The following is a 25631-nucleotide window of genomic DNA, read 5'->3' as shown; positions in this document are numbered from 1 at the left end:
GCCTGCTTGACTGAGGCTCTTATGCCGCTGGTCAAACAGGCTTTTATCGATTGGACAAACGACTTGTTCCCTCGCCGTCCAATCTCTTTTACATAAACTTCCGGTGACTTTTCTTTCCGTCGTACGAAAACAGCACCGCTTTATCTTCCACTACGCTTTGCAGGTAGACGGGTTTGCCCCACAGCCGGTACAAGTACGGCAATGTTTTTTCCACGTATTTCAGGTCGAGCTCGACGCCTTCGTACGAGTGCCGCAGATACAGCTCTCCGTTGCGCTGGTAATCTCCGTCGTACACTTCCAGATAAGGAAAGCCGCCGTTAACCCGGGAATATACCAGTTGGTCCCGGATGTTTTTCCAGGTCTTATCGGTGATTTTCCATTCCGGCCCTTTTTTCTCGAACACATACAGATCCAGGTCTTCGACCAGCTCTTTGGTCATGTAATTGCGGATAAAAGAGGTGTCCGAATCGAACTCCCGGACCTCGAAAAGTTTGCTACGGCCTCCGCCGTCCCGCCGCCCGTACTTTTCCCGTTCTTCCTCATTCGGATTGTCCCAGCGCTTCTCGATATCCTCGAAGATTTTGAGCCCGAGGTAGTAGGGGTTAAGCGAATGCCTGGACGGCTGGACTACGCCCGAATTCAGCTTGGAGTACTCGATCGTCTCCTCCTCGGTCAGATCAAGTTCGCGCAGAATGCGCTGATGCCAGTACGAAGCCCAGCCTTCGTTCATGATTTTGGTCTCCATCTGCGGCCAGAAGTAGAGCATTTCGTCGCGCATCATGGTCATAATATCGCGCTGCCAGTCCTCCAGGTGGGGGGCGTTTTCTTCAATGAACAGGAGAATGTCCTTCTCCGGTTTGGGCGGAAAACGGACCGTCCGGCTTTCTTCTTCCTCGGGTTCAGGGTCCGGGTCCTGCCGCTCCAGATCCCACAGGTCCTCGTAGCCGGTTTTCGGTCTGCCGTTCCTGCCGAGCTTGTCGCTGTCCTTGCCGTCCTGTTCCTCCGGCTTTCTGCGTCCCGGCGTCGTCAGGCTCGGATCGACATGCTCCTGCACGGCCAGCACGCAGTCCAGAAATTCCTCGACCCGCCGGGCCCCGTATTCGATCTCGTATTGGCGCACGCGCTCGGCGGTAGCCGACATGCTTTCCACCATATTGCGGTTGGTGCGGGAGAAACGCGCGTTGTTTTTGAAAAAATCGCAGTGAGCGAGAACGTGCGCCACGATCAGCTTGTTCTGGATCAGCGAGTTGCCGTCGAGCAGGAACGCGTAGCAGGGATCGGAATTGATGACCAGCTCGTAAATTTTGCTAAGCCCGAAATCGTACTGGGTCTTCATCTTGTGGAAGGTTTTGCCGAAGCTCCAGTGCGAAAAGCGGGTCGGCATTCCGTAAGCCCCGAACGTATAAATGATATCGGCGGGGCATATTTCATAGCGCATCGGATAGAAGTCGAGGCCGAAGCCTTCGGCCACTTCCGTAATTTCCGCAATCGCATGTTCAAGCTGGCGTATTTCGTCCGGTGTCAAATAAGTTCGCCTCCCTCGGTGCGGGGTGTGAAGAAGGATCGGAGCGCCTTGTACACTTCGGATTTTTCACGGATGATGTAATGCATGAATTTCGGATGATGAATATTGCGGTAAGCGGACATGAGCGTGGAACTGCGGTTATACTGGTTGACTTCGCCGTAGCCGAACATGTTGGAACGCTCCATAAGCTGTCCGATCAGCTTCACACAGCGCTCGTTGTCCGAGGTAAGATTGTCGCCGTCCGAGAAATGAAACGGATAAATGTTATATTGCTCCGGCGGATACCGGGAGTCGATGATGTCCAGCGCGGTCTGGTATGCGGAAGAACAGATCGTACCGCCGCTTTCGCCTTTTGTAAAAAACTCCTCCTCCGTCACTTCTCTCGCTTCCGTATGATGGGCGATGAACACGATTTCGACATGCTCATACTTCGTTCTTAAGAAACGCGTCATCCAGAAGAAAAAGCTGCGGGCGATAAACTTTTCGAACGATCCCATGGACCCCGACGTATCCATCATAGCGATGATGAGGGCGTTGGAATGGGGTTTTTCCACTTCGTTCCACGTCTTGAAACGCAGATCGTCCGGCGAAATGCCGTGGATGCCGGGATCGCCCTGCGTGGCGTTGCGCCTTAAATTTTCGAGTATCGTCTTCTTCTTGTCGATGTTGGACATGATGCCTTTCTTGCGGATATCGTTGAAAAGCACTTCCTTCACCGAGAAATTTTTCTTGTCTTTGCGCTGCATGAACGGCAGTTCCAGCTCTTCGAAAAGGAGCGTCTGAAGCTCCTCGAACGAAACCTCGGCTTCGTAATAATCCTCGCCCGGCTTATCGCCGGCTCCTTCGCCCTTGCCTCCTTTGGAGGAAGGCTGGGGGTCTACGCCGAGAACGTCGCCGACTTGACTGTCGCCGTCGCCCTGTCCGACATGCTTGCTTTTCTGGTAGTTATATCGGAACCGGTACTCGTCGAGAGAGCGGATCGGGACTTTGACAACCTGCTTGCCGTTGGACAGAATGATGCTCTCATCGGACACGATGTCGGGCAGATTCTGTTTGATCGCATCGCGGACTTTTTCCTGGTGTCTCGTCTGGTCCTGGAAGCCTTTGCGGTGAAGTGACCAGTCCTCTCGGGAGACGATAAACGAAGAGTCTGTCATGATGGGCACCTTCCTTGTGGAATATGGGGCACAGTTTGGCCTGTTGTTAAGTAAGTATATTCACGGGAAGGGACGATATGTGATCGGGAGCGAGATAAAATGTGAGGAAACGGGGTCACAGCGAGGAGAATAATTAAACCAAGAGGAAAAGAGGGTGTTTGCCGGCTCTGGATTACGGAATAAACGAAACAAAAGAAGAAGCGTTTGCCTCTCCTTTTAGGCGTATGATTTTGCCTGAGTTTTGAACATGGCGGCATAGCTGCCTCCCAGACTGATCAGATCTTTATGAGATCCGCTTTCAATAAGACAGCCGTTTTTTAACACAAAAATGCGATCCGCACTCCGGCAGCTTCCTAACCGGTGGGAAATGTAAATGGCCGTCTTGCCTTCCGTCAGCTCCGTGAAACGGTCAAATATGGCCGCTTCGGCCATCGGATCCAGGGAGGCCGTAGGCTCGTCGAGAAAAACGACTTGAAAGTCCCGGAAAAAAGCCCGAGCGACGGCAATTCTCTGCCACTGTCCCAGAGAGAGTTCGCTCCCGCCCAAGAAAACGGGACCGAGCTCCGTATCCAGGCCGCTCGGAAGTTCGTCCACCCAATCCGTAGAGCCGGATTTATCCAAAGCCGTCCTGATTTTGGCGTTGTTTTGCTTCTGCTCCATATCACCGAGAGTGATATTATCGCGCAAGCTTAAATAATAATGCATGAAATCTTGGAAAACGGCCGTCACCTGTTTACGGAAGCCGGAGTAATCGTAACTCTCAATCGGAATTCCATCATAGCGGATTACGCCTGATGTAGGTTTATACAGACCCAACAGGCACTTCACCAAAGTGCTCTTACCTGCCCCGTTGTCTCCGACAATGGCGATCTTTTCACCCGCCTTTATTTGAAAGCTAATCTTATTAAGAATGTCGTGGTTTTGCCCGGGATACCGGAAGGTTAAATTCTCCACAGTGATACCCTGAGTCAAAACGGAAGGAAATCCGATCTGTGCCTTGTCTTCCTGTTCCTCCTCTTCTTGATCCAGAAAGCCGAACAGATCCAAAACATGCAGGACATCCTCATACATGGTAGCAATGTACATGGAAATGTTCTGGAGCTTCGATTGAGAGTTTGTTACCGTCTGGCCGAGGGCCACGAAAAGACCCAGGGTCAGCTTGCCGTTTATGCCGATCCATATCAACAGTCCCGTAACTGCGCTTATCAGTACATAGAGCAGAGCATCGGACTGAGCCTGGAGAAAAGAAATCTTTCCTTCGAGCTTAAGGCGGTCTTTCGCAAGGCGCATGTAGAGCGTACGCCAGTTATGAAGAAGGGACCCGAACATACCGAATACACGTATTTCTTTGGCGGAATCCCGGCCAACCAGAAGATGGTGGCAGTAACCCGCTTTCCTGCTTTCCTCCGTCTGCTGAACAAGCTGCTTGAACCGGCTTTTTCCCTGCCAAATATAGATATATAAAGAGGGGATGATAAACAGAAGAAGTCCGAGGCTTAGAAGCCAGTGGAACTTGTAAAGCAGAGCAATGTAAGCCGTTACCGTAAATAAGCCAAGAGCGATTTTGATGCTATTAAATAAAACCCGGATTGCCCTCGTTTCAATCCCGTTGGTCGCACGTTGAATCCGGTCGTGATAGGCGGGATTTTCAAACTCGATCAGTGGAATACGAATTGCCTTCTCGGCAACCCTTTCCTGGAAGAATGCGGCTCCAAGGGTGCCGATCGCTGTTTCCAAGTAGGTTTGAGCCGTGAGCAAGTATCCGTTTAGAATTAGAACGCCAAGCTGCAGAGCAAGGATCAGATAGGCGTCCTGCCCGTGATTCCATCCCAATTGGAAGGCTTGTCCGACGGCATCGAGAAATTTCTGGGTTAGCACTACCTGATACACGGGAATACCGGCAAGGAGAAGCTGAATGACGAGCAGCATGGTAAATTTGCCCGGAGAAATGCGCCAAATCATGGGCAGCAGCCGTAAGAAAGTTTTAACGGTCAATCCGATAGTGCGAAACGTCTCAGACGGATTCGGCATGTTATTCTCTCCTTTCCGTCAGCCGGCTTTCCTGTAGGTCTCGTAATTCAGGGTGAGAGCTTCAAGATCTTCAGGGAGAGCGATCACTCCTTTGGCGATTACATGTTTGTCCGGACCGAGAGCATACCCGAACGGGAACACAGTGGTGGAAAGCCGGAAGACATCTTCTTCCACAATTTTTGCAACGGGAACCTCGAGATCATACTCCTGAATCAAGTCCCAAGCTTCACGGTCGGTATTGTCTTCACTAAGATTTAGGACGACCACTTTCAACTGGGGGTTATCCTTCTGATAGGTACCGATATGAGGATAAATGTTTTTGCATACATCGCAGCCCGCTGCAGTAAACAGTACAATATAACCGTCTTGTCCTTTTCCTAGATTCAGCTCCAGTTGGTTAATTGCAGCGAAATCGGCCAGAGGGAATTCAGCCCCATACTCGATTCCTTTGTCGGTACCGTGCAGGCCTTGTCTTGTTCCCCGCAGTCTTTTGGTTTGCTCGCGCACAACCTTTACGTACAAAATTGCAAAAAGCGTAATAAACAGCCAGAGGATTGAATACGCTGTAAGCAGCAGACTTTCGTTCATCCCGTTTGCCCCCTTTCTATTTCTTCACCAGGAGATTTAAGTAGGTTTGAATCGTTTGATAAAGGATATAAAACAAAAGCGCACTTATAGATAAAGTGAAGTACAGAAGAGTTTCGGCTAGAGAAGCATCTGCCAATCCGGCGGCGTCCGGTATAAACACCAGGATAAGATCCAGCGCCAGCATGACGGCAATTCGTGCCAGTGTAGTCCACCCGAACGTTTCCGAAGTCAGACTTCCGAAGCAGGAGCATTCTACCGGGGCTTTACCGGTCATCCCTTTATAGGTAGCCCAGAGAAAGCAGCCCAGCAGAGCAAGAATAGCGACTTCACCGGCGAATCGTAGGGGACTAACGAGAATCAGAACCGCAGCGGCAAGTTCAAGTAAAGGGATGCCTATAGCAAGCATAACGAGTTTGTCAGTAACCCCCAGGCGTTTCAATGTTTTTTTGAAGGCTGTCAGTCCGGTAAGTTTAGGCAAAGCGGACGTGACAAGTATGAGGGCAAGGAACATTTGAATCCACGCGATCCCATTCATTTCAAACAACCTCCTTAAATGAATAAAAAAGGGTGACGAATCACCCTTTCGCTGTTTAACAGCAGCCCCCTTCTTTCCGGGCTTCTTCCGTAAAATCATCACATCTATAAATCATCCAACGAGTCCATTTGCTTGTAGAACTGCAATTGTTTCCGTATCTACAATCGTTTTTGATCCATTGTGTGCAACCTGGCATCATGCGCACCTCCTTTCGTTTTGTTAATTGAATCATATACTCTGCGAATCGTAAGGGGTCTGGATTTGCCCGAAGGGCTGAATTTCCGTCCTGAAATGCGTCGGCGAACGACCAAAAAAGCTGATCCGTTAAACAGGATCAGCTTTTTCGGGGCTTACAAACTTTAATGACTCAGGACGCATACAGACAGTTTCGCGTTTCAGCCGCTGTACTCACGAATAATGGCGGGATAAAAAGGAGGCGCCTGAAAAGCCGCGATAAATTCGCGATACTTTTTTCTCGACAAAGGAATCGGTTCCGCGGAGTCTTTCATTTCAACCAGATAATTACCGGGAAGCAGGGGATCGGGAAGCACTTTTTTAACATGACAGCCGTTGAGGAGATAACTCCGGTGCGGTGCCAGGAAGATATCGGGGCACTGAGCCGCCAAGCGGCTTAGATTCGTATCCGATTCGATCACTTTACCGCAGGTCAGAACGATCCTTGTGCAGTGGCGGGATACTTTCTCGGCGTACAGCAATTCCGAGGCAGCAAAATGAACAAGGCGGTTCCGGTGGGGCACTGACACCAGCCGGCTGTCGCCTTTAGGTTCTCTTGCGCTTAGGCGCTCTAGATGTACTTTATCCTTCGCCCGCTGCAGAGCACGGTCCAAACGAGCTTTCGTGAACGGTTTGGTTACATAATCTACCGACTCCAGCTCGTAACTTTTGCCGTAATGTTCCGGTTGAATGGAGCCGGTGACGAATATGATGCAGGGATGAATGCCTGCTTCCACAAGTCGGGTACAAGCGGAAATGCCGTCCATTCTTTCCAAGCCGATATCCATAATAATCAAATCGGGCCGAGTTTCCAGAGCGGAGCGGACAAGGCGGCTTCCGGACGATACAGCGTCGAGGAGGTCAAGATTATGTGATTTTGCGGCTTCTGCAAGAAAATTGCGTGTGGCTTCGTCGTCTTCGGCTATCATTACGGATAAAGTGAAATCATCCCGCTTTAAAATTTCCACAGCCCCGGGTAACCTCCTTATTGAACTAACGGAATGGAGACAAGAAAAGAAACTTCATAAGTTTTAGTTTCAACCGCGATTGTGCCGCGATAAGATTCAACAATGCGTTTAATGATGTACATACCGAGCCCTCGGTTAACGGAGCCGATGCTTCTAGTCGTGTAGCCCTTTTTAAACATTTTGCGTGGATTTACAGCAGGTTGTGAACTTATGGGATTGGTCATGGAAAATTCGAGGCTATTTTGAAGAATGCGCCCGCTTAGTTCGATCCACTTTTCCTCCTCCGGTAAGTTTTCCACTTCATCCATTGCATTGTCCAGCAGATTTCCGATAATACGGACAAGATCGACAGATTTGATGCCGGAAAAATCTTTCTGGCTCAAATGGAACTCACAGTGAATGTTAATTCCTTTTCGCTGCGCAAGCGCGCATTTGGCCCGGACAACGGCGGCAATGGCCGGATGGCTGATTTGCAGAACGTTTCCGGTGGAAGAAATATCCCCGATTAATTCGTCCAGATATTTTTCCTGCTCTTCTTTTCCCCCGGATTTAAGAAGTGAGTAGAGAGCCTGGACATGGTGATTCCAGTCGTGCCACTGGGCACGGACCTGGGTAATAAATTCATCGGCTTTATCTTGGGAGGTATGCCTCCAAATAGCCGATAACCATCTGTAAGCCTTACCAACAAAGTGCTTGACCAACAGCCATGCGATCCATACAAGTTCAGAACCGGCAGCGGATAAAAGTATTTGAACGAACTTTGATTCAAAAGCCACATGATAATCGGTTACAAGCGCCAAAATATATTTTTCGGAGGGGATGTTGATCGGCACAAAGGTTCTGCGAACCAATTTATCCTGCACCAGATCGTTGTATCCAACTGTCTTACGGTGTATGCGGACATAGTCCAGCATTTCTTTATCCCGGGCACCGCGGTTTACATAAGTTCCGAAAAGAACTCCCCGGGTTATCACTTTATTGTCTCCCTTTTCTATGATAGGGTCCGGTTCTAGATATTTGGGGTCTATTAAAGCGATTTCCCTGAGAGAAGGGTGGTTTGCCTGGGATTTTTGCAGGATATCGTAGATTTTGTTCGATTCCATTGGTGAGGAAACGCTTACGGATGTCATGACTATGTAATCGGTTTTACCTTCATAATAACATCTTGCAAAAAAGATATTCGTTCCCGTTCCGGACCCTGTTATATAGAATGGCTTCGTCCAGTTATTTACAGAAGGGCTTCCGTCCCAGCTTAGATACGTTTTATTATCCAGAATAGAGGCGAGTTCCTTGTACTCGGTATCCGTATCTTCGAAGGCGGTTCCTATCAGATCGTAATTAGAAGATTTAATGATAACGAACCTGCGGTCGGTTTTTTGTATCAGTGACACATGGATGCCGTTCAAACGGGTGCTTAAGTCAATTAAATCATAATTGGTGATCTGACTAGCGTTAGGGAGCAGACGAGACTGTGCGGTAGGGGCCGCGGTTACCAGGGAATTTCCCAAGATCCTGGAGGAATAAGCGACACCTTCCTGATACATTTCCAAAGCAAGCACGGTTTCCCTGTAGGCGGATCGTACCGTTTTGTTTTCATTGTCCAGATAATCGAATTCGTCGGGAGATGCAAATTCTTGAGAGAGCAATTGCGAAATAAGGATCGCGGCAGACATAAGGACAGCCAAGACGGTAAAGATAAGTAAGCTTTTTCTGACATGCTGTCTGGACTTGCGGAAATGTAAAAGAGCCCTCTTGAAAAGCATAATTTCCTCTCCAGAAATGGGGTAAAATTATTAAAAACCAATATACCCGAATAATAGCATATTTGATAAATATGGTAAACTTACTAGATATTATTAATTTTAAGTAAACTGGTTTGATATGGTATACTGAAAGCATTACGATTGGAAAAGAGGGAATCCATTGATCGATCATATCGTGCTTGTAAAATTCGGCGAATCCACGACGGAGGAGGAGCTTCAGGACGTTATCGCCCGGTTTAAAGCGTTGAAGAACCACCTGTCCGGCGTCATTGACCTGCAGGCGGGGCTGAATTTCTCCCCTAACAGCCAGGGATATCAGCTGGTTCTGTCCGTCCGTTTCGAGAACCAGGAAGCGCTGGAAGCTTACGGGCCCCATCCGGAGCATCAGGCGGTTGCCGCTTATATCCGCGAAGTCGGCCGTGTGAACAGCATCGTGGTTGACATCCGCATCTGATCGGGGAGCGGACCGAAGATATAAACGTACATACGAAGCCGTGTGCCGGATGGGTACCGGCTTCCTTTTATAGGATAGGAAGGCGTTCCGAATACGAACAGAGGAAGGAAGAATCCGTTTATGAAAAAAAATCGACTGGGACAATCCGATCTGTTTATAAGTGAAGTGGGGCTCGGCTGCATGTCTCTCGGGACGGAGGAGAAAAAGGCGGTCGAACTCGTCCGCCGGGCCCTGGATCTGGGCGTCACGTTCCTCGATACGGCCGATCTGTACGACGAAGGCCGCAATGAGGAGCTGGTAGGCAAAGCCATCCGCGGACGCAGATCCGAAGTGGTGCTGGCGACGAAAGTGGGCAACCGCAGAGTACCGGGCCGGGAGGGATGGACGTGGGACCCGTCCAAAGCTTATATCAAATCGGCAGTGAAAGACAGCCTGAAGAGGCTCCGGACCGATTATATCGATTTGTACCAGCTTCACGGCGGGACGCTGGAGGACCCCATCGACGAAACGATCGAGGCTTTCGAGGAACTCAAGGAGGAAGGGCTCATCCGTCATTACGGGATCTCTTCGATCCGGCCGAACGTTATCCGCGAATATGTGAAGCGCTCCGGTATCGTCAGCGTGATGAGCCAGTACAGCATCCTGGACCGGCGGCCGGAAGAAGAGGTGCTGCCCCTGCTGGAGGGCAAGGGCATCAGCCTGATTGCCCGCGGTCCGGTAGCCCGGGGCATTCTTACCGCAAGCGGAGAAGAGAAAGCCGCTCAGGGCTATCTCGATTACAGCCCGGAAGAGCTGTCGCAGGTACGCAGACAGCTGCTTGAGGCGGCCGGAACGGGCAGGGACCCCGGCCATACGGCGATCCGCTACGCGCTGTCGCATCCGGCGGTAGCCGCCGTCATCCCCGGGGCCAGCTCCTTGGAGCAGCTCGCGCACAACGCGGAGGCGGCAACGGCGGACTCGTTGTCCGCGGAAGAACTGGAGGAGATTCGCCGGATCTCCAAGGCTTCCCGCTACGCGCAGCACCGTTAGAAACAGCGCCGCCGAACGAATTCTATTCGCTTATTTGGGCCCATCAGCGATGAAAGCTCGTGGCCGTCCAAGTTTCAGCCTGTGGTTTTCTGGCCGCCGGGCGGCTGTCCGCCGATCCGAATCAGCCCTTAGTCGGCCGTTACAAGCAGCACTACTTTTACAAGCGACGGGAGAAGAGTGCGATAACGGGCACAATACATTTTAATTTCCTTGCATAAAAAATCCCCCTGGTGCACACAGAGGGACCCACCGGCAGCCGAACGGGAATGTCATTCCTGGACGGCTTTTTGTTTGGCTGGGAATCAGGTGCGAGGGGGAGCGCAATAACGCCGAGCAACAGCCGGACACCGGGGTTTACGACGGTTCCGGCCTGTTTGCGCCTGCGGCGGGGCATGTCCGGCGGAACGGGTTTAGTCCGCCTCTTTTTTGAGCGGAACGGTCCAGTCCGCCGCACCGATCCAGCTTGCATTGCTGAACTCCCGGCCGCGTACGCGAACCTCATGCTCGTAAACCTGGATGTACATTCCCTGAGACAACACTTTGGAGCGGCTGCGCCCTACGGTGGAGTTGCTGAACCAGTGAAAGGTGGCGTGGCGGGTATAATGGTTGGCCGTAAAATCGCGGTGCGTGTGGCCCGAGAATACGAACACGTTGGGATAAGGGGCAAGAATAGCGCGCAGCTCGTTGGCCCGGATCACCCGGTGGGTGCCTCCGTCGGAGCCTTCTTGCGGAAGAGGCTGGTGAATCATGACGAGAACAGGGAGATGTTTCTCCAGTTTCGCCAGCTCGGCTTTCAACCAGTCCAGTTGGGTATCCGAGTACCACGCACCTTCGCCAACCTCCGGTTTTTCCTGCACGTAAGCTTCCTGAGACAGCAGGAAAACCGGAATTTTGCCGGCTTCAAACTTGCCGTAAGGGCGCTCGGTTTTCATAAAAGCCTGAAACCGCTGCCTCGACTGCGCATCCGTTTTACCGTTGGGCTGCGTCTCTGTGGCGAAGCTTCCTTTGCCGTCGATCCAAATGTCGTAATAGTCGTGATTGCCCATGTTGGCGTATAAAGGAGGCAGCTTGAAGCCGCTGAGCACGTCTTTGAGCCGCTTATAATCGTTATCCGAGCCGTACTCGGTCAAATCTCCTCCCAAAATTAGCGCATCCCCGGGATGCTCGGGCTTTACGAGATCGGCCAGCGCTTTCTTCAGCTTATCGGAGGTCCCGGAATCGTAAGGGGTGACGTGCAGGTCGCTCAGCAGCCAGAAGGACGCGAGCAGCTTTCCCGGGCCGGCAGGCACCGGAGCCGGCGTCCCGGATGGTCCGGGGGAAGCGGCTTTCAGCCCCGAGCCCAGTTCCTTGGAAGCGCCGCGGGTAAAAAAAGTGTAGAAAGCGGCGGCACCTAGAGAGGCCGCCGCAATAGCCCCCGCAAGGGAGCGGAGAAATTGCCGTCTGTTCATGTCTCACTTCCGTTCGGAGATAGTTGTGCCGGAGCACGTTGTCTCCCTGATCATACGAATTACGGGCAAATCGGTTACACCCGGGCGAGGAAAATCGGGCTACAGAACCGCTTTTTCGAAAGCACGCCTTATTCTGCGGACTCCTTCGACGATTTCGTGTTCCCGGATCGAGGCGTATGTCAGTCTGAAAAATCCTTTTTTCATGCCGTAAATGCTTCCGGGCCACAACATGACGCCTTCCTTTACAGCTAAATCGACCAATTGTTTGTCTTCCAAAGGCAGATTGAGCTTGAGCCAGACGTAATATCCCCCCGGTGCGTTATGGTTTCCGCCGAAAACGGATGCGTACGGATAAAGCTCGCTTTGCAGTGCGCTTAGCATGGCGTTTCTTCTTGCCGTCAAAGCTTCGCGGATGGAGATCAGGGATTGAACGGACGATGGGGAGGTCATGTAGAGCTGCGCGAGCCGTTCTCCCGAATGGCTGGAGCTGTAACCCATCCGGTTTTTGGTCTCGGCGAGTTTGGCGATCACCGGAGGGGGAGCCACAATCCAGCCGGTACGCATGCCGGGTGTTGATATTTTGGACAACGTTCCGAGGTAGATGACGATCTTATCCCCTTCGGGAGAAGCTTTTAAAGGAGGAACGGGCGGCGAGCCGGACAGATGAAGCTGGCCGTACGGATCGTCTTCCACGAGCGGGAGCCGGAGCTGTTCGCACAGATCGATGAGTTTGGCGCGGCGGGCCGGACTGAGCGTTGTTCCTGTCGGGTTCTGATAGGTGGGGTTTGTAAAAACCATGCGGATGTTGTGCTTGTGAACCAGACGCGGCAGTTCGTCCGGGATCAGGCCGTGTTCGTCTACGGGAAGCGGGAACATGCGGATACCGGATGATGAGAATACTTGCATCGCATAGATGTAGGAAGGTCCTTCTAGAGCGACTGCGTCTCCGGGCTGGAGCAGAGTGTTGGAAATGAGCTGGAGCGAATGTTTTACTCCTGATGTGACCAGGATGCTTTCGGGAGAAGCGGAGATGCCGGACCGCGTTTTCATAAAATCGGACAGGGCGGCGCGCAAGGCCGGTTCACCCCGGTTATCCGAAAAATAGCTGTAGGCCTGCGTATAGTCGATTTGAGCAGCGAGTTCGCCGAGCAGATCGAGCGGCATCAGATCCGGGGACAGTTCCCCTTTGATCATGTTTACGATATCGGGTATCGATGCGGCTTCGCTGATCTTGTCGGTTATCGCCGCGTTGGGATTGAAGAAGCGCCGTCCCAGATAATGATCCCAATTCGGCGCGGTCTGGACGGTCGTTTCCCAGAGGCTTTCGCTGACCCGGGTTCCGCTGCCCTGTACCGAATAAACAAGTCCGGTGGCCCGGAGTTCTTCGTATGCGGCCGACACGGTGCTCCGGTTGACGGACAATTGGAGCGCAAGCTCTCTTTCGGTCGGAAGCCGGGTGCCTGGCGAGAGCTCTCCTTTTAAGATCTGTTCCTTGAAATACGTACAAATTTGACGAAATATAGGGGTATGATCATAGGGCCGCGGTTTCCAACGCATATTCATGGCTAACCCTCCTTGTTTCGTTTATTATACCGCAAGAGGGGATTGGATGGGGAAAAAAACTGGGATTGGCTGGTGTGTCTACATAATTTAGGCGATATACTGAACTTACTCGCTACTACATGACGAGGGTGAAAGGAGTTAGATGCGTTTGCTGTTCAAAGAGAAAAAATATGCCTGGTTTCTGCTGGCATTCTTATGGGTATTCGGTTTTGTCGGATCTTTGGGCAGGTTCGTCATGGCTTATTATCAGAAGGACATTTCGGAAACGCTAGGCGTTGGACGAAGCTTTCTGGGCGCCACCTGGTCAACGGCCATTTTTATCGGCGCAATCAGCGCTCCGCTCGGCGGCTGGCTGATCGACAAAATCGGCTACAAGAAAGTCATGATTTATTCGGCGATCGCCAACCTTCTTTCGCTGGCTATCGTCCTGCTTTTCCGGAATCCCATCGGTTACTTCCTAGGGTTCGGATTAATTACAGGCATAGCGGGCATAGGGGCTTCGGCCAGCTATGTGCTGGTCGCAAACTGGTTCAAACATCACCGCGCCAAAGCGTTAATGATCATTGGCAGCGCGGGTTCGCTCGGATTGGCCGTGCTTACTCCCGTCCTTGTCAGCAACAAGGGCTGGTTGAACTGGACAACGGTATACACCGTGCTGTTTATTATCTCGCTCGCGTTTATTCCCTTGATTTTATTGATTGTCCGTTCCAACAAAGAGGCGTCCGAAGAAGAGGCGCCGGCAGCATCCGCGCAGCACTCATCGTCACCTACAAATAAGGAACCCGGTGAAGAACAGCCGCCGGCTCCCGCAGAACCTGTCTTTTCTCTGAAGAAAATGTCGGAAGGCTTCAAGGCTTTCCTGGTTTACCTGACCCGCCCGGTTATGCTGGTCATTATGTTCGCGCTCCTGACCTGCGGAATCAGCATGGGCACCGTCGAGATGAACCTGATGGCCATTCACCAGTTGGCCCACGTGTCGGATGGGATGATGTCCTCGTCCCTTAGTCTGCTTGGACTTCTGGAACTGGTGGGAGGAGTCACATTCTCCTTTCTTCTGGATTACATGCCGCGTGTCAAAGCACTTGCTTACTTATATTTCTTCCGAATCATCGGTTTCGCGGTCCTGTTCTTCCATTTCGATTATTCCCCTATTCTCTTCTCGCTGATTTTCGGAGCGACATACCTAGGCGCCGTGCCTGGCGGTATTCTCGTTGCAGGAGAAGCACTGAATGAAGGGAAGAAACAAATCGGCCTGCAGACGGGTATTCTCCTGCTCATTCATCAGCTCGGCGGAGTTGTGGCGGCCATTGCCGGCGGCCTCAATTTCGACCTTGCGAATGACTATCAGTTCCTGATCGCGGTCAACGTCGTTTTCAGCTTAATCGCTTCCGCGGGATATTTTGTTCTTTACCGCAAAGGAATCGGGACCAAGAAAGCTTCTGTTCTTACCGGTGAAGTCGGCGCCTGATAGGAAACTTTCAAGAGAGGCGGGAGACTGCTCCCGCCTCTGCTTGACTGGCAGTCTAAGTCCGGCTTGACGTTTTCCTTCCTTTTGAGTTGCTTCGATATTTCTGTGCCGTCGGTGTTTTTCACGGTGTGCACTGGAGATATATAGTCTATGAGACAACACAGAGAAGATGAAGAAAGTGAGGTGTCGGCATAGGCAGCCCTTTTTTTTAAGCGCAAAATGGATATTAATAGAAAACCAAGGAGTTGATATTAAAATATGAAAATAATACCAAGATATGATGAAGATTTTTTTAACTGTGTGGAAAGTCATTACGTCAGCTATTGGAAAGCAGAAGGTATCCCGGTTGAATATATGTTTTACGGCGCTTTGGAAGATACCAGTCACGTTTATGAGCATTTTATCGCAAAAAGGGACAACCGCTGGCTTTTCCACGATAAAAAACGCGTTATTGACGATATTCATCATTTCGGCCTGACATTACGCCAGGAGAGAATCGAAACGTTCCAAGAAGCGGAACCGAAAATTATTGAAGCGCTGGATGAGGGGAAAATCGTGTTTTTCTTCATCGACGGGTACTATTTCAAACACCGCACCTTTACTTATCTCCAAAAGCATGAACCCCACTGCATGATGATTTCCCAGCTCAGCCACGAAGGCGGAAAGAAATGGTTTATTCAAGATCACTCCCAGCCGGATTTCTTCGACTACTACCCCCATGAAACGGTTGAAAAAGCCTATGACGATAACCCCACAGAACAATTTGTCAAAGAAATCATGATTTTCGACATCGACCGCGAACGGGCGGCCAATCCTGAACTGGATCAAATCCAAGCGAAATTCGAACTCTGGGTCCACGAATGCCGCGACGATTTTAAACTTTACCAGCAGACTATCGACTTTCTGGAGGCCAACCGTGATGACATCTCCAAGGTAGAAGAAGAACTGGAGGCGTACCAGAATGCGTTTTTCTTCCTTTACAGCTCCCGGCTGCTGTTCAGCCGATTCCTCGATGTCATGAATGTTGAAACCTCCATCCGCGAATCTTTAAATGAAAGCATCCAACTGACCGATCGAATCCGCAAGCTGATTACCAACTACAAAATCCTAGGGAAAATCAGTGTTCCCAAAATTACGGAAGCATGCGGCAAACTCTACGAGATCGAGCCTAAAATGATCCAGACTCTTAAAGAAGAGCTGCTGACACAAAAAATATAGGAGGAGTCAAATTTTATGAACCCAATCGAACACAAAATCAGAGAAATTCTCACACAGGCGGACATTGCCGTCGACCAAATCGGAAGCAATGACGATATGACCACAATGGGGTTGAACTCATTAACCTTGATTAAATCGATGCTGGAGATCATTAAATTTTACGGTCTTGAAATTGACGAAGAAAGCGTGGAGTTCTACAACATCAAAACGATTCAGAACATGGTGGATTTCGTATCCGCGAATGTGGCCGAGAAGGCGAACGCTTAACCCACAAAGAGGACAACCTTAAACAGGGAAGGGGCATTATTTTAATGGAAAACACAACAGGAACGGCAGCACACTATGATGTTATCGTAATCGGGGCGGGAATCGCGGGAACGATCCTGTCCGCCATATTGGCTCGACAACAGCTCAGCGTACTCGTTATCGATGCGGCCACTCATCCGCGTTTCGTTATCGGGGAATCGATGATTCCCGCCACATCTTTTATGATGCGGATCATGGCCGAGCGTTACGATGTGCCCGAAATCATGCACTGCAGCACACTGCCGTTCGTTCAAAATCATATCACATCGAATTCGGGGACAAAACGCAATTTCTCCTTCTTCTATCACCGCGAGGGAGAGGCCCAGAATCCGAAAGAAAGCACGCAGCTGCCGGTGCCTAATATCCCTTACGGGCCCGAGGCCCACTTGTTCAGACAGGACACCGATGCCTACATGATGGCGGTAGCGATTAAATACGGTGCCAAAGTGAAGCAGAAGACGATGATCTCCGATATCGACATTCACGAGGACGGCGTAAACATCAAAACGACGGCGAACGAAGAGTTCAGCGCCAAGTATATCGTGGACGCCAGCGGCTTCAACTCCGTATTGGCGAAGCGTCTCGGTCTGCGCGAAGAGCCGTCGCGGATGAAAACGAAATCCCGTTCCATTTTCACCCACATGGTAGGTGTGAAACCGTTCGACGAAATTACAAATAAGGATGAGCACAAGCTCCCCAACCGGATTCATAACGGTACGCTGCATCATATTTTTGACGGCGGCTGGCTGTGGGTTATCCCGTTCGACAACAACGCGAAATCGACGAGTATTCTTTGCAGCGTAGGTCTTCAATACGACCTGAACCGCAATCCGGACAACGTTCCGACCAAAAAGCCGGAGGAAGAATTTGCCGACTTCCTCGAAGCCTATCCCGATGTCAAAAAACAATTCGAAAACGCCAAACCGGTTAGAGAGTGGATTTCCAGCGGAGGCCGGCTTCAATATTCCGCAAGCAAGGTTATCGGCAAGCGTTTCTGTCTGCTGGCACACGCTTCCGCGTTTATCGACCCGCTGTTCTCCAGAGGACTTGCCATCACGACGGAAACGATCAACTCGCTCGCCCAGCGGTTAATCGACGCCGTAAGAGAAGACGACTTCAACGAAGAGCGCTTCGAACCGGTTTCCCGTGTCATTCAACAGTCCTACGACACGAACGATCGCCTCGTTTCCTGCTCGTACACCGCTTTCCGTGATTTTAACCTCTGGAATGCCTGGTACCGCGTATGGGCGCTCGGACAAGCTTTTACCTCTCTTCGTCTGACTCAAGTTCTCTCCAAATTCTACAAAGAAAGAGACATGCAAATTTTGCTTGATATCGAGAAAGCTCCTTACATCGGCTCCTTGTGCGTGGATTTTGAGGAATTCCAGCCTCTATTCGAAAAGGTGGCCTCGACGGTGGAAGCGGTCCGTGATCACGGTCTTTCCCCGGAGGAAGCGACCAAGCGGATTTACGGTTTTTACGAAGAAGTGCAGAGCTTCATTCCGGACCAGTACGAGTTTTTGAACCCGGACAGACGCTTTATTTCCAAAATGGATATGCTTTCCCTCTATGAAGTCGTCATGTGGGGCGCGCAGCAGGCGCCGGAAACGATCCGTAAGCTGTATTTCGATATCGACGAATCTTTCCTGAAGGGAACGAAGGAGCCCGCTTCCAATGAGGTTCCCGTTGCGACGGTATAACTTGTCGGGGGGCTGTAAATCATGCATCTTCTTCTCAATGTAATGATCGCTCTGATCCTCATTCTTACATCCGCGCGGATTATGGGAAGAGTGGCGATTCTGCTGAGGTTTCCTTCTGTAATCGGGGAAATGGTGGCGGGGATTCTTCTGGGACCCACTTGCTTCATGTATTTCTTTCCCGAGATTAGTAAAACGGTATTCAATGCGGATGTCGGCAATGTGATCTATATTTTAAGCAATTTCGGCTTGTGCCTGTACATGCTGCTCGTAGGGATGGAGATGAAAGGCATCGACCGGAAATCGTTCCGGCAGGCCGGTATGCTCGCTTCATCGGGAATCATTCCTCCCTTCCTGCTTGGAGGGGGAATCTCCCTCTTCCTGTATGCATCCCTTGCGCAGCAGCAGATTACCCAGCTCGAATTTTTCCTGTACATGGGCGTCGCCTTATCCATTACCTCGATACCCATGCTGGCGAGAATCCTGGAGGAGCAGGGGCTGCTTCAGTCCCGTTTCGCCTCGCTTACTCTGTTGGCGGGAAGTATAGACGACGTCGTCTCGTGGTGCATCTTGGCTGTCGTCATCGTAATGGTGCAGGCGAAAAACATGTTTTCGGGAGTATCGACTCTGTTGTATACCGTGCTGTTCGTTCTGATTGTGCTATTTGTCGTCAAACCGCTTATGGAACGCTTTGGCGCGAAGGTTCAGAAAGCAGGTTTTTTATCTCACGGAGGGCTGGCCTTAGTGCTGTTAATGACTATGGGCGCGAGTTTCGTCACGGAATACATCGGCATTTATGCCGTCTTCGGCTGTTTTATTTTGGGACTGGCCATGCCGCGCAGCGAAGTGTTCCTCAGTGAAATGAACATCAAAATCAGGGATATTACCGTCGTCTTTTTTCTCCCGCTTTATTTCGCCTATTCGGGCATGAAGACGAATTTGCTGGATCTCTTCAGCGCCGATATGCTGGTTCCGTTCCTTATCCTGCTGTTTTGCTCCATCGTCGGCAAGTATGGCGGATGCACGCTTTATATGAGAAAGATCGGATTCAGCTGGAGGGAAGCATCCGCAGTCGGCGGCTTGATGAATGCCAGAGGTTTGATGGAGCTGGTCGTCATCAACATAGGGATGACTTACGGAATCATCACGCCCAAGCTGTACGCGATGCTCGTGCTGATGGCGCTTGTGACCACTGCCCTGGCCATGCCGATTTATTCATTCTCGATGGGAACCAAGCCTCGTGCGGCTGCACCGGTATTCCCTCCCAAAGTCCGGTACGGTACGGAGGACGGGGGCTAGGAACATCATTCTGAAGAAGGTGGGAAAATGATGAATATTCAAGACAAAATCAAACAATTTATTATGGAGGCTTCGGACGGCAATGTGACGCCGGAGGATCTGGAAAGAGTGGGCGACGACATCGGACGGTTGGGACTGGATTCCCTGGCGAAGATCAAAATCGTCGTTCTGCTGGAAGAAGCTTACGATATCGAAACCGAAGTGGAAGAAATCAGTCCGGAAGTGCTCAATTCCATTTCCCGTCTGGCGGAATTCATTGAGGAGGAAGTTCAGAAAGTTTCCGTATAACGCTCTTTAATCATTCTTCAACCGGAAGGGGACTAAAATCAGTGAGCCAGTTTATTGAAGAGATGGTGTATGCCTCTCAAATTTTATACCTGGAGGGACATAACGACATTAACAACGGGCAAATTTCCTACCGTGATCCTGAATCGGGAAATATCTGGATCCGGAAAGGGTTCCTGGGCTGGGAAGAAACGACGCCGGATGATTTTATCCTTATCGATTCCGAAGGCAACCGTTTGAAGGGAGAGGGGCATATCCCCTCGGAATGGCCGCTTCACACAGAAACCTACAAAGCAAGGGCGGACGTGAACTGCATTATCCATTCGCATCCCCCGTATTCCATGATCTTCAGTGCCACGGATTTGGACCTTCGTCCGGTCACGCACGATGCTACGCCGATTATGAATACACAGCGGTTTACGCTCACTACAAATACGGTAACAAACCCGAATATTGCGGCACAAGTAGCCGAGTCCCTGGGCAAAAGCAACACGCTGCTGCTCAAAAACCACGGACTAGTCGCAGCCGGCAAAACGATTCCGGAAACCGTCTGCTGGGCGGCCGTTCTGGAGAATGCCTGCAAACTTCAGCTGATCGCCGAATCGACAGGTGTTCCCTACACGTGGACAGAAGGTCATGAGATCAAAATGAAAAGCAAAATCATCTTCGGCGCGACAGCGATCCGGGAATACTGGGCCTACTGGTGCAGGAAGGCAGACCGGCATTTTAATCCCGATTCCAAAAATCATCTGGTAGGAGTGTAACATGACCAATCAACTGTTAACTCAAGAGGATGCACTGTCCATTTTCTACAATTTAAAAGGCCGGGAATATGTGGGAAGCAAATTTTCCAAATCTCCCCGTCCGGAAAGACATAAAAACTTCGAAGGTCCTTATACCCGCCTAAAAACGTCCGTTTTTAACAAAACGAACGAGGAAATGCTGCCCAAGACGGGATTAAGCATTCTGGAGCAGGTGCTGCTCAGCTCTTTCAGTGTCACGTCGGTTAAATTTTACGGCTACCAGTCCGAAATGCTGTGGTCGTTCCCGTCTGCCGGAGGCTGCTATCCGGTCGATGTGTATGTGATTGTCCGTTCGCTGGACGGAGTGGAGCCGGGCATTTATTATTACTCGCCTCTCAATACTTCTCTTCATAAAATCGCCTGCGCGGATTCTCTTTTCCTGCTGGATGAGGCGATTCTTCCACAGGACCAGGACGCGGATTATTACATCATGGTTTCGGCCGTCCCTTGGCGCAGCTGCTGGAAATACTCCCATCGCGGTTACCGTTTCAGTTTCATCGACGCGGGTCATGTCCTGGCAAATTTCCAGACGATCTTCCATTCGCTCGGCGTAAATTTTACCACGTATACCGCCTGCAAAGATCAGCATATCAAAACGCTGCTTCATCTGGACAGCCACGAGGAACCGGTCGGCATTATCGCCGTTAAGCAGCACGAAACCAAACCTCTGGCCGTGCAGCAGGCCTATCGCGGAAACTATCAAAGCCGCTGCATCACTACGTTCGACAGCGGTCTGTCCGCATTCGACTGGGAACCGATCCGGTTGTACCAGGAAAAGGTGCGCCAGTCTCTCCAGCACCAGCAGCCGTCCGAAGACTGGACGGTACGCCACCATATCCCGGCGGAGTGGAACGATTACAATGAGATGCTGCGTCTGATCATCGAACGCCGCTCCAGCTCCTCCTATCTGCCGGTTGAAATTCCTCGTCACGATTTCATCCGTCTGCTGGAATTTGTAAACAGCCTCGGTATGCCAATCCGCATATTCTGCGTTGTTCATGCCGTGGAGGGAATGATTCCGGGCACCTATGAATTCAACGGCAGCGAGCTGAAAATGATCAAAGCCGGCGATTTCAGAGCCCGTTCCACACAGCTTTGCTTCGATCAGGAGTTCGTCCATGATTCTTCGGTCTTGTTCTTCTTTGCAATCGATAAGTCTCAAGTGAACGACAAAAACTTTTACACGTATCAGCAAAGACTGGTGGACATGGGAATTCTCGCTCAAATGATTTATCTCAAATCGGGAGAATTGAAGCTGGGTTACTCGGCGATCGGCGGCTATTACGACGAAGAAGCGAAGGAATTGTTTAACCTCGGCGAAAACATGGACCTGCTATACTCCGGCACGCTGGGCAAAGACGACGTTAACTCCGCCTTCAAGGTTAAAATGGACCGTTACTATCTCAACAAACCGAAAGACAGCGAAGAGGTAAAGGGTGATTCGTCCGCTCAAAACGGCCGCATCATCGACAAGCTGTATGAAGCGGTGCAGAAATACGGACCGAAAGAAGCGATCCGCTACGCGGATGAAAGCTATACGTATCACCAGTTCTGGAACCAGGTGGAGAAAACGGGCGCCTGGATCAAGCAGCAGATTCCGAAACAGTATCCCGTGGGGATTTCCATGAAGAACTGCCCGAACTATTTGTTCGCCTACTACGGACTTCTTCTGGAAGGGTATATTCCGATGCTGATCGACCATACCTTTACCCAGGATGAGGTGGACAATCTCTGCTCCTATTACAACATTGGCTCCCTTCTTACGCTTGACGGGGAAGGCGGGATTCAGGTTCAGCTGCGGGATGAAAACTTCGACTCGTTCGACGAAGACGAATTCGCGAATGTGGCGACGTGCCGCTTCTCTTCGGGAACGACAGGCCGGCCCAAATGCCTGATGTTTACCCATGATGCGGTGATCAATGCCGGAGTGAACTGGGCGAAGGCTTCGGGGATCACTTCCGCCGATAACGTGCAGGTAACCGCGCTGTTCCATAACGGGCTCGCCTTTAATACTTCTCTGCTTGCCGTATTCGTGTCGGGCGCCTGCCTGTTTATCGCAAAGCAGATTACACCGAAATCGATCTGGGAGACAGTGATGAAGGAGAACATCTCGATTCTGGTCGCCTTCCCTGTCGTCTATGATTTGCTTAACAACTCGAAATATTGCAAACTGGGACACAATCTCCGCTTGTGCTTGTCCTCTGCCGCTCCACTGCACTATGCCGTGAAGCAGTCGTTCCTGGACAAGACGGGTATGGAAATCTGCGATTATTACGGAATCGTCGAGGCGGGGCCCTGCACGTTCAATAACGGCAGCAAGGAAGCTTCACTCGGTACGCCGGTTCCCGGCGTCGATATCCGGATCGTGAACGAAGAGGGCTTTGCCGTTGCGGACGGTGAATCGGGCATTATCCAGGTCCGTTCCTCTTCGATGGCCAAAGGCTACTACAAAGCCTCCTTCCCGTTCGTCATATCGCCGGACGGCTATTATCAGACGACGGACAGAGGGTTTATCGAAAGCAATCACTTGCACATTAACGGCCGTTCCTCGGACATGATCAACGTCGCCGGCAAGAAGATGGACCCGCTTGAAGTGGAGAATGTTCTGCTGAAGCTGTCGGGCGTTCAGGATGTCGCCGTTGTCGGCGTCATGAATGAGCGGAAGACCACCGAGTATCCGGTAGCCTTTGTCGTACATGATCCGGGTGTGACGATCGACGATCTTATCGCACACTGCCAGCAGTATCTGGCTCCGTTCAAGCTTCCGCAAAAATTTGTTACGGTAGACAGCATTCCGCGCAGCGGAGTCGGCAAAATCAAACGCAAGGAATTAGCGGATTCACTGTCATAAACAAAGCAAACTCATACGCCGGCGGGACACACCGCCGGCGCTCCATAAAACACATAAATGAGGGATAAACATGCTCGTTCTACAAGATTACATTCAAAAGTCCTTTGCGGACCGCATCGGTGGGGATAAGTTCGGCAAAGGAAACGAGGTTTATAAATTCGAGAAAATTAAGCGCGCGAAGGCTCAAGCATTAAAGGAAAAACCGGGCATTCCTATTATCGACATGGGATTAGGGGAGCCGGACTGGATGGCGGACAAGGAAGTCGTTAACGTTCTCTCCAGGGAAGCGGCTAAACGGGAAAACCGGTTCTACTCGGATAACGGGTCATTCGAATTCAAGGAGGCGGCTGCCGCTTATATGGAGCGGATTTACGGTGTAAAGGGGCTTGATCCGGCGACCGAAATCAATCACTGTATCGGCTCTAAGCCTGCCCTGGCCCAGATTCCGGCCGTTTTCATCAATCCGGGAGATATTACGCTGATGACGGTGCCGGGCTATCCTGTTATAGGCACTCACACCCAGTGGCTTGGCGGTGAAGTGGTCAAGATGCCGCTGCTGGAGGAGAACGGCTATCTGCCTGATCTCCATGCCTTGTCCGACGAGGTGAAGAAAAGAGCGAAGCTGCTCTATTTGAATTACCCGAACAATCCGACCGGTGCCGTGGCTACCCGGGCGTTTTATGAAGAAGTCGTCCGCTTCGCCAAAGAAAACGAAATTATCGTCGTCTCCGATGAAGCTTACGCCGCCTTGACGTTCGACGGAGAACCTCCGCTGTCGTTCCTGTCCGTCCCGGGGGCCAAAGACGTGGGCGTTGCCATCCAGTCCTTGTCGAAGGCGTTTAACATGACAGGCTGGAGACTTGGTTTCGTAGCCGGGAACGAGCTTGTTCTTAAGGCCTTTTCTTATGCGAAAGACAATCACGATTCGGGGCAGTTTCTCGCGATCCAAAAGGCAGGCGTCTACTGCCTGAATCACCCGGAAATTACGGAGGCTACCGCCGCCAAATATTCCAGACGTCATGGTCTGCTGGCTGAAGCTTTAGGCTCGGTCGGTTTTAAAGTGCAGAAGCCCAAAGCGACCTTCTATTTGTACGCGCAGGCTCCCAAGGGGATAGAAGACGGCCCCCGTTTTGACAGTGCGGAGGACTTCTCCCAATATCTCATTACCGAAAAGCTCATCTCCACCGTGCCATGGGACGACGCAGGCGCTTACGTGCGTTTCTCCGTCACGTTCGAAGCGGATGGCGAAGAGGAAGAGAGAGCATTGATCGACGAGTTGAAATCGAGGCTGCACGGACTCCGGTACATCTGGTAATCCCGGCGCAGAGGCAGCATGGACAGGACAGAAGGCTGCCCTCAATTAGAAGAAGGAGTGAAGGCGCGTGAAAACCGGAACTAAAGTGCTGCCTGTGGAGATACCTCCCATCCATGGACGCATGTATTACGCGTTTCCTTTGAGCATACTCGGTCCGGCCGGTTCTTATATGCCCTGGATGCTCAACAATTTTATACAGCTGCAGGCTTATTCGCTGACCAGGACGCGGGAAGAGCAAGTCGCGGAAATCCGTTTCTATAACGCGGACGAGCCCGGCTGTTTCAGTGAAGTGCTGACGATTGTGCCGGAAGCGGCGGGAAAAGAGCCGGACATTCACCGGCAGGCGGTGGAAGCCATTGACCGGGATCAATACGTGTATGCCTATGTAGATAAATATTATGTGGCGGACAACCCTTTCCACGGTAAAAAACACGTTATCCAAGAAGCGCTGATCTATGGATACGATCTGGAGGCGCAAACTTTTCAGATTCTGGGTTTTAACAAAAGCAGACTGTTCGCTTCTTCGACCGTCCCTTTTGCCGACATTGCCAAAGGGATCGTCCACTCTCCCGTTACGGATGTTTTCCTGTTGAAGCCGAAAGAAGATTTCAATCCGGAATTCCAACTGGACAAGGTGATCCCGCTTCTGACCCAGTACGTAGACTCGGCGGATAAGCATACCGGTCTTGAACTCCCCGAGCGTTCTCAACTGGTGTTCGGACTCGACGTATACAAAAGCGCTGCGGAGTCTTTGAGGTGCATTTTGGACAGGGAAGGTGCTGTCGTTACGAATATCGCGTACCTCCATATCCTTTGGGAGCACAAGAAGGTCATGGGAGTCCGGCTTCAATACATGCTGGAGCATGGGATAGCCGTACATTCCGGTCTGGACATCGTGCAGGAAGCATACCGGCAAATGGAACAGGAATTGTTCAACTTGAGAAACAAATTGCTCAAATACGAGCTCACTCAAAGCGCGCGTCTGATCGAACAGATCATACAGAGCCTCGATGCGATAGCGCTGAAAGAAAAGCAGGTTCTGGAGCTTTGGCTGGAAAGACTGGCTATGATACCGGGCTGAATTTCATCTCGAT

At 51.1% G+C, this 25631-nt stretch carries 21 protein-coding genes; 12 read left to right on the top strand and 9 right to left on the bottom strand.

Annotation, left to right across the window (positions count from 1 at the left end; genetic code table 11):
- Positions 1-88: 88 nt before the first annotated feature.
- From KVT34_RS14305 to KVT34_RS14275, 7 genes are all read right to left on the bottom strand, one after another.
- Entirely contained in the window at positions 89-1525 is a 1437-nt protein-coding gene (locus tag KVT34_RS14305; protein WP_217559420.1) for a SpoVR family protein, read from the bottom strand.
- Complete coding sequence (gene yhbH / locus KVT34_RS14300; protein WP_217559419.1) at positions 1522-2682, bottom strand: sporulation protein YhbH; 1161 nt, start codon at positions 2680-2682, stop codon at positions 1522-1524. Before yhbH ends, KVT34_RS14305 begins: the two co-directional genes overlap by 4 nt.
- Positions 2683-2898: 216 nt before the next feature.
- Positions 2899-4713 carry an ABC transporter ATP-binding protein gene (locus KVT34_RS14295; RefSeq protein ID WP_217559418.1) on the bottom strand — a complete coding sequence of 605 codons (1815 nt, stop codon included), beginning with the start codon at positions 4711-4713 and terminating at the stop codon, positions 2899-2901.
- A gap of 18 nt (positions 4714-4731) precedes the next feature.
- Positions 4732-5301, bottom strand: a complete 570-nt coding sequence (locus KVT34_RS14290) for a TlpA family protein disulfide reductase (protein WP_217559416.1) — start codon at positions 5299-5301, stop codon at positions 4732-4734.
- Between the two features lie 16 nt (positions 5302-5317).
- Positions 5318-5836 carry a MauE/DoxX family redox-associated membrane protein gene (locus tag KVT34_RS14285; protein ID WP_217559415.1) on the bottom strand — a complete coding sequence of 173 codons (519 nt, stop codon included), beginning with the start codon at positions 5834-5836 and terminating at the stop codon, positions 5318-5320.
- Positions 5837-6231: 395 nt separating this feature from the next.
- On the bottom strand, positions 6232-7038 hold the full coding sequence (locus tag KVT34_RS14280; RefSeq protein ID WP_217559414.1) for a LytR/AlgR family response regulator transcription factor: 807 nt from the start codon (positions 7036-7038) through the stop codon (positions 6232-6234).
- A gap of 17 nt (positions 7039-7055) precedes the next feature.
- Positions 7056-8801 (bottom strand): sensor histidine kinase, encoded by a 1746-nt coding sequence (locus tag KVT34_RS14275; protein WP_217559413.1) that lies wholly within the window; start codon positions 8799-8801, stop codon positions 7056-7058.
- Between the two features lie 160 nt (positions 8802-8961).
- Between KVT34_RS14275 and KVT34_RS14270 the strand changes: the two genes are divergently transcribed.
- Positions 8962-9255: a Dabb family protein gene (locus KVT34_RS14270; protein WP_217559412.1), complete on the top strand. Its 294-nt coding sequence runs from the start codon at positions 8962-8964 to the stop codon at positions 9253-9255.
- 120 nt (positions 9256-9375) lie between these two features.
- Positions 9376-10284, top strand: a complete 909-nt coding sequence (locus KVT34_RS14265; protein WP_217559411.1) for an aldo/keto reductase — start codon at positions 9376-9378, stop codon at positions 10282-10284.
- Positions 10285-10694: 410 nt separating this feature from the next.
- Here the strand turns inward: KVT34_RS14265 and KVT34_RS14260 are convergent, their stop codons facing one another.
- Together KVT34_RS14260 and KVT34_RS14255 are read right to left on the bottom strand one after the other, a co-directional pair.
- Positions 10695-11732, bottom strand: a complete 1038-nt coding sequence (locus KVT34_RS14260) for a metallophosphoesterase family protein (RefSeq protein ID WP_217559410.1) — start codon at positions 11730-11732, stop codon at positions 10695-10697.
- Between the two features lie 99 nt (positions 11733-11831).
- Positions 11832-13295 carry an aminotransferase-like domain-containing protein gene (locus KVT34_RS14255; protein ID WP_217559409.1) on the bottom strand — a complete coding sequence of 488 codons (1464 nt, stop codon included), beginning with the start codon at positions 13293-13295 and terminating at the stop codon, positions 11832-11834.
- Positions 13296-13437: 142 nt separating this feature from the next.
- On the opposite strand from KVT34_RS14255, the gene KVT34_RS14250 reads away from it, so the two are divergent.
- From KVT34_RS14250 to KVT34_RS14205, 10 genes are all read left to right on the top strand, one after another.
- Positions 13438-14763: an MFS transporter gene (locus KVT34_RS14250; protein ID WP_217559407.1), complete on the top strand. Its 1326-nt coding sequence runs from the start codon at positions 13438-13440 to the stop codon at positions 14761-14763.
- A gap of 258 nt (positions 14764-15021) precedes the next feature.
- The gene (locus KVT34_RS14245; protein ID WP_217559406.1) at positions 15022-15981 is read left to right on the top strand and encodes a hypothetical protein; all 960 of its coding nucleotides are present in this window, start codon (positions 15022-15024) and stop codon (positions 15979-15981) included.
- 15 nt (positions 15982-15996) lie between these two features.
- Positions 15997-16248 carry an acyl carrier protein gene (locus tag KVT34_RS14240; protein WP_217559405.1) on the top strand — a complete coding sequence of 84 codons (252 nt, stop codon included), beginning with the start codon at positions 15997-15999 and terminating at the stop codon, positions 16246-16248.
- Positions 16249-16292: 44 nt separating this feature from the next.
- Positions 16293-17987 (top strand): NAD(P)/FAD-dependent oxidoreductase, encoded by a 1695-nt coding sequence (locus tag KVT34_RS14235; RefSeq protein ID WP_217559404.1) that lies wholly within the window; start codon positions 16293-16295, stop codon positions 17985-17987.
- Between the two features lie 21 nt (positions 17988-18008).
- Positions 18009-19283 (top strand): cation:proton antiporter, encoded by a 1275-nt coding sequence (locus tag KVT34_RS14230; RefSeq protein WP_217559403.1) that lies wholly within the window; start codon positions 18009-18011, stop codon positions 19281-19283.
- Positions 19284-19310: 27 nt separating this feature from the next.
- The gene (locus KVT34_RS14225) at positions 19311-19571 is read left to right on the top strand and encodes an acyl carrier protein (RefSeq protein ID WP_254634868.1); all 261 of its coding nucleotides are present in this window, start codon (positions 19311-19313) and stop codon (positions 19569-19571) included.
- 41 nt (positions 19572-19612) lie between these two features.
- Positions 19613-20332: a class II aldolase/adducin family protein gene (locus KVT34_RS14220; RefSeq protein WP_042229195.1), complete on the top strand. Its 720-nt coding sequence runs from the start codon at positions 19613-19615 to the stop codon at positions 20330-20332.
- Between the two features lies 1 nt (position 20333).
- A complete protein-coding gene (locus tag KVT34_RS14215) occupies positions 20334-23222 on the top strand; it encodes an AMP-binding protein (RefSeq protein ID WP_217559402.1) in 2889 nt (962 codons plus the stop codon).
- 70 nt (positions 23223-23292) lie between these two features.
- The gene (locus KVT34_RS14210; RefSeq protein ID WP_217559401.1) at positions 23293-24537 is read left to right on the top strand and encodes an LL-diaminopimelate aminotransferase; all 1245 of its coding nucleotides are present in this window, start codon (positions 23293-23295) and stop codon (positions 24535-24537) included.
- A gap of 67 nt (positions 24538-24604) precedes the next feature.
- On the top strand, positions 24605-25618 hold the full coding sequence (locus KVT34_RS14205; protein WP_217559399.1) for a hypothetical protein: 1014 nt from the start codon (positions 24605-24607) through the stop codon (positions 25616-25618).
- The last annotated feature ends 13 nt before the right edge of the window (positions 25619-25631 follow it).

It is taken from the genome of Paenibacillus sp. GbtcB18, assembly GCF_019091125.1.
Classification (GTDB): Bacteria; Bacillota; Bacilli; order Paenibacillales; family NBRC-103111; genus Paenibacillus_F; species Paenibacillus_F chitinolyticus.
This window is presented reverse-complemented; position numbering and strand designations above follow the sequence as displayed.

Bases quoted from the DNA above. Each gene is read 5' to 3' on its own strand.
- yhbH (WP_217559419.1), bottom strand. From the start codon at position 2,682: ATGACAGACTCTTCGTTTATCGTCTCCCGAGAGGACTGGTCACTTCAC.
- KVT34_RS14295 (WP_217559418.1), bottom strand. From the start codon at position 4,713: ATGCCGAATCCGTCTGAGACGTTTCGCACTATCGGATTGACCGTTAAA.
- KVT34_RS14290 (WP_217559416.1), bottom strand. From the start codon at position 5,301: ATGAACGAAAGTCTGCTGCTTACAGCGTATTCAATCCTCTGGCTGTTT.
- KVT34_RS14285 (WP_217559415.1), bottom strand. From the start codon at position 5,836: ATGAATGGGATCGCGTGGATTCAAATGTTCCTTGCCCTCATACTTGTC.
- KVT34_RS14275 (WP_217559413.1), bottom strand. From the start codon at position 8,801: ATGCTTTTCAAGAGGGCTCTTTTACATTTCCGCAAGTCCAGACAGCAT.
- KVT34_RS14265 (WP_217559411.1), top strand. From the start codon at position 9,376: ATGAAAAAAAATCGACTGGGACAATCCGATCTGTTTATAAGTGAAGTG.
- KVT34_RS14260 (WP_217559410.1), bottom strand. From the start codon at position 11,732: ATGAACAGACGGCAATTTCTCCGCTCCCTTGCGGGGGCTATTGCGGCG.
- KVT34_RS14255 (WP_217559409.1), bottom strand. From the start codon at position 13,295: ATGAATATGCGTTGGAAACCGCGGCCCTATGATCATACCCCTATATTT.
- KVT34_RS14250 (WP_217559407.1), top strand. From the start codon at position 13,438: ATGCGTTTGCTGTTCAAAGAGAAAAAATATGCCTGGTTTCTGCTGGCA.
- KVT34_RS14245 (WP_217559406.1), top strand. From the start codon at position 15,022: ATGAAAATAATACCAAGATATGATGAAGATTTTTTTAACTGTGTGGAA.
- KVT34_RS14240 (WP_217559405.1), top strand. From the start codon at position 15,997: ATGAACCCAATCGAACACAAAATCAGAGAAATTCTCACACAGGCGGAC.
- KVT34_RS14235 (WP_217559404.1), top strand. From the start codon at position 16,293: ATGGAAAACACAACAGGAACGGCAGCACACTATGATGTTATCGTAATC.
- KVT34_RS14230 (WP_217559403.1), top strand. From the start codon at position 18,009: ATGCATCTTCTTCTCAATGTAATGATCGCTCTGATCCTCATTCTTACA.
- KVT34_RS14225 (WP_254634868.1), top strand. From the start codon at position 19,311: ATGATGAATATTCAAGACAAAATCAAACAATTTATTATGGAGGCTTCG.
- KVT34_RS14215 (WP_217559402.1), top strand. From the start codon at position 20,334: ATGACCAATCAACTGTTAACTCAAGAGGATGCACTGTCCATTTTCTAC.
- KVT34_RS14210 (WP_217559401.1), top strand. From the start codon at position 23,293: ATGCTCGTTCTACAAGATTACATTCAAAAGTCCTTTGCGGACCGCATC.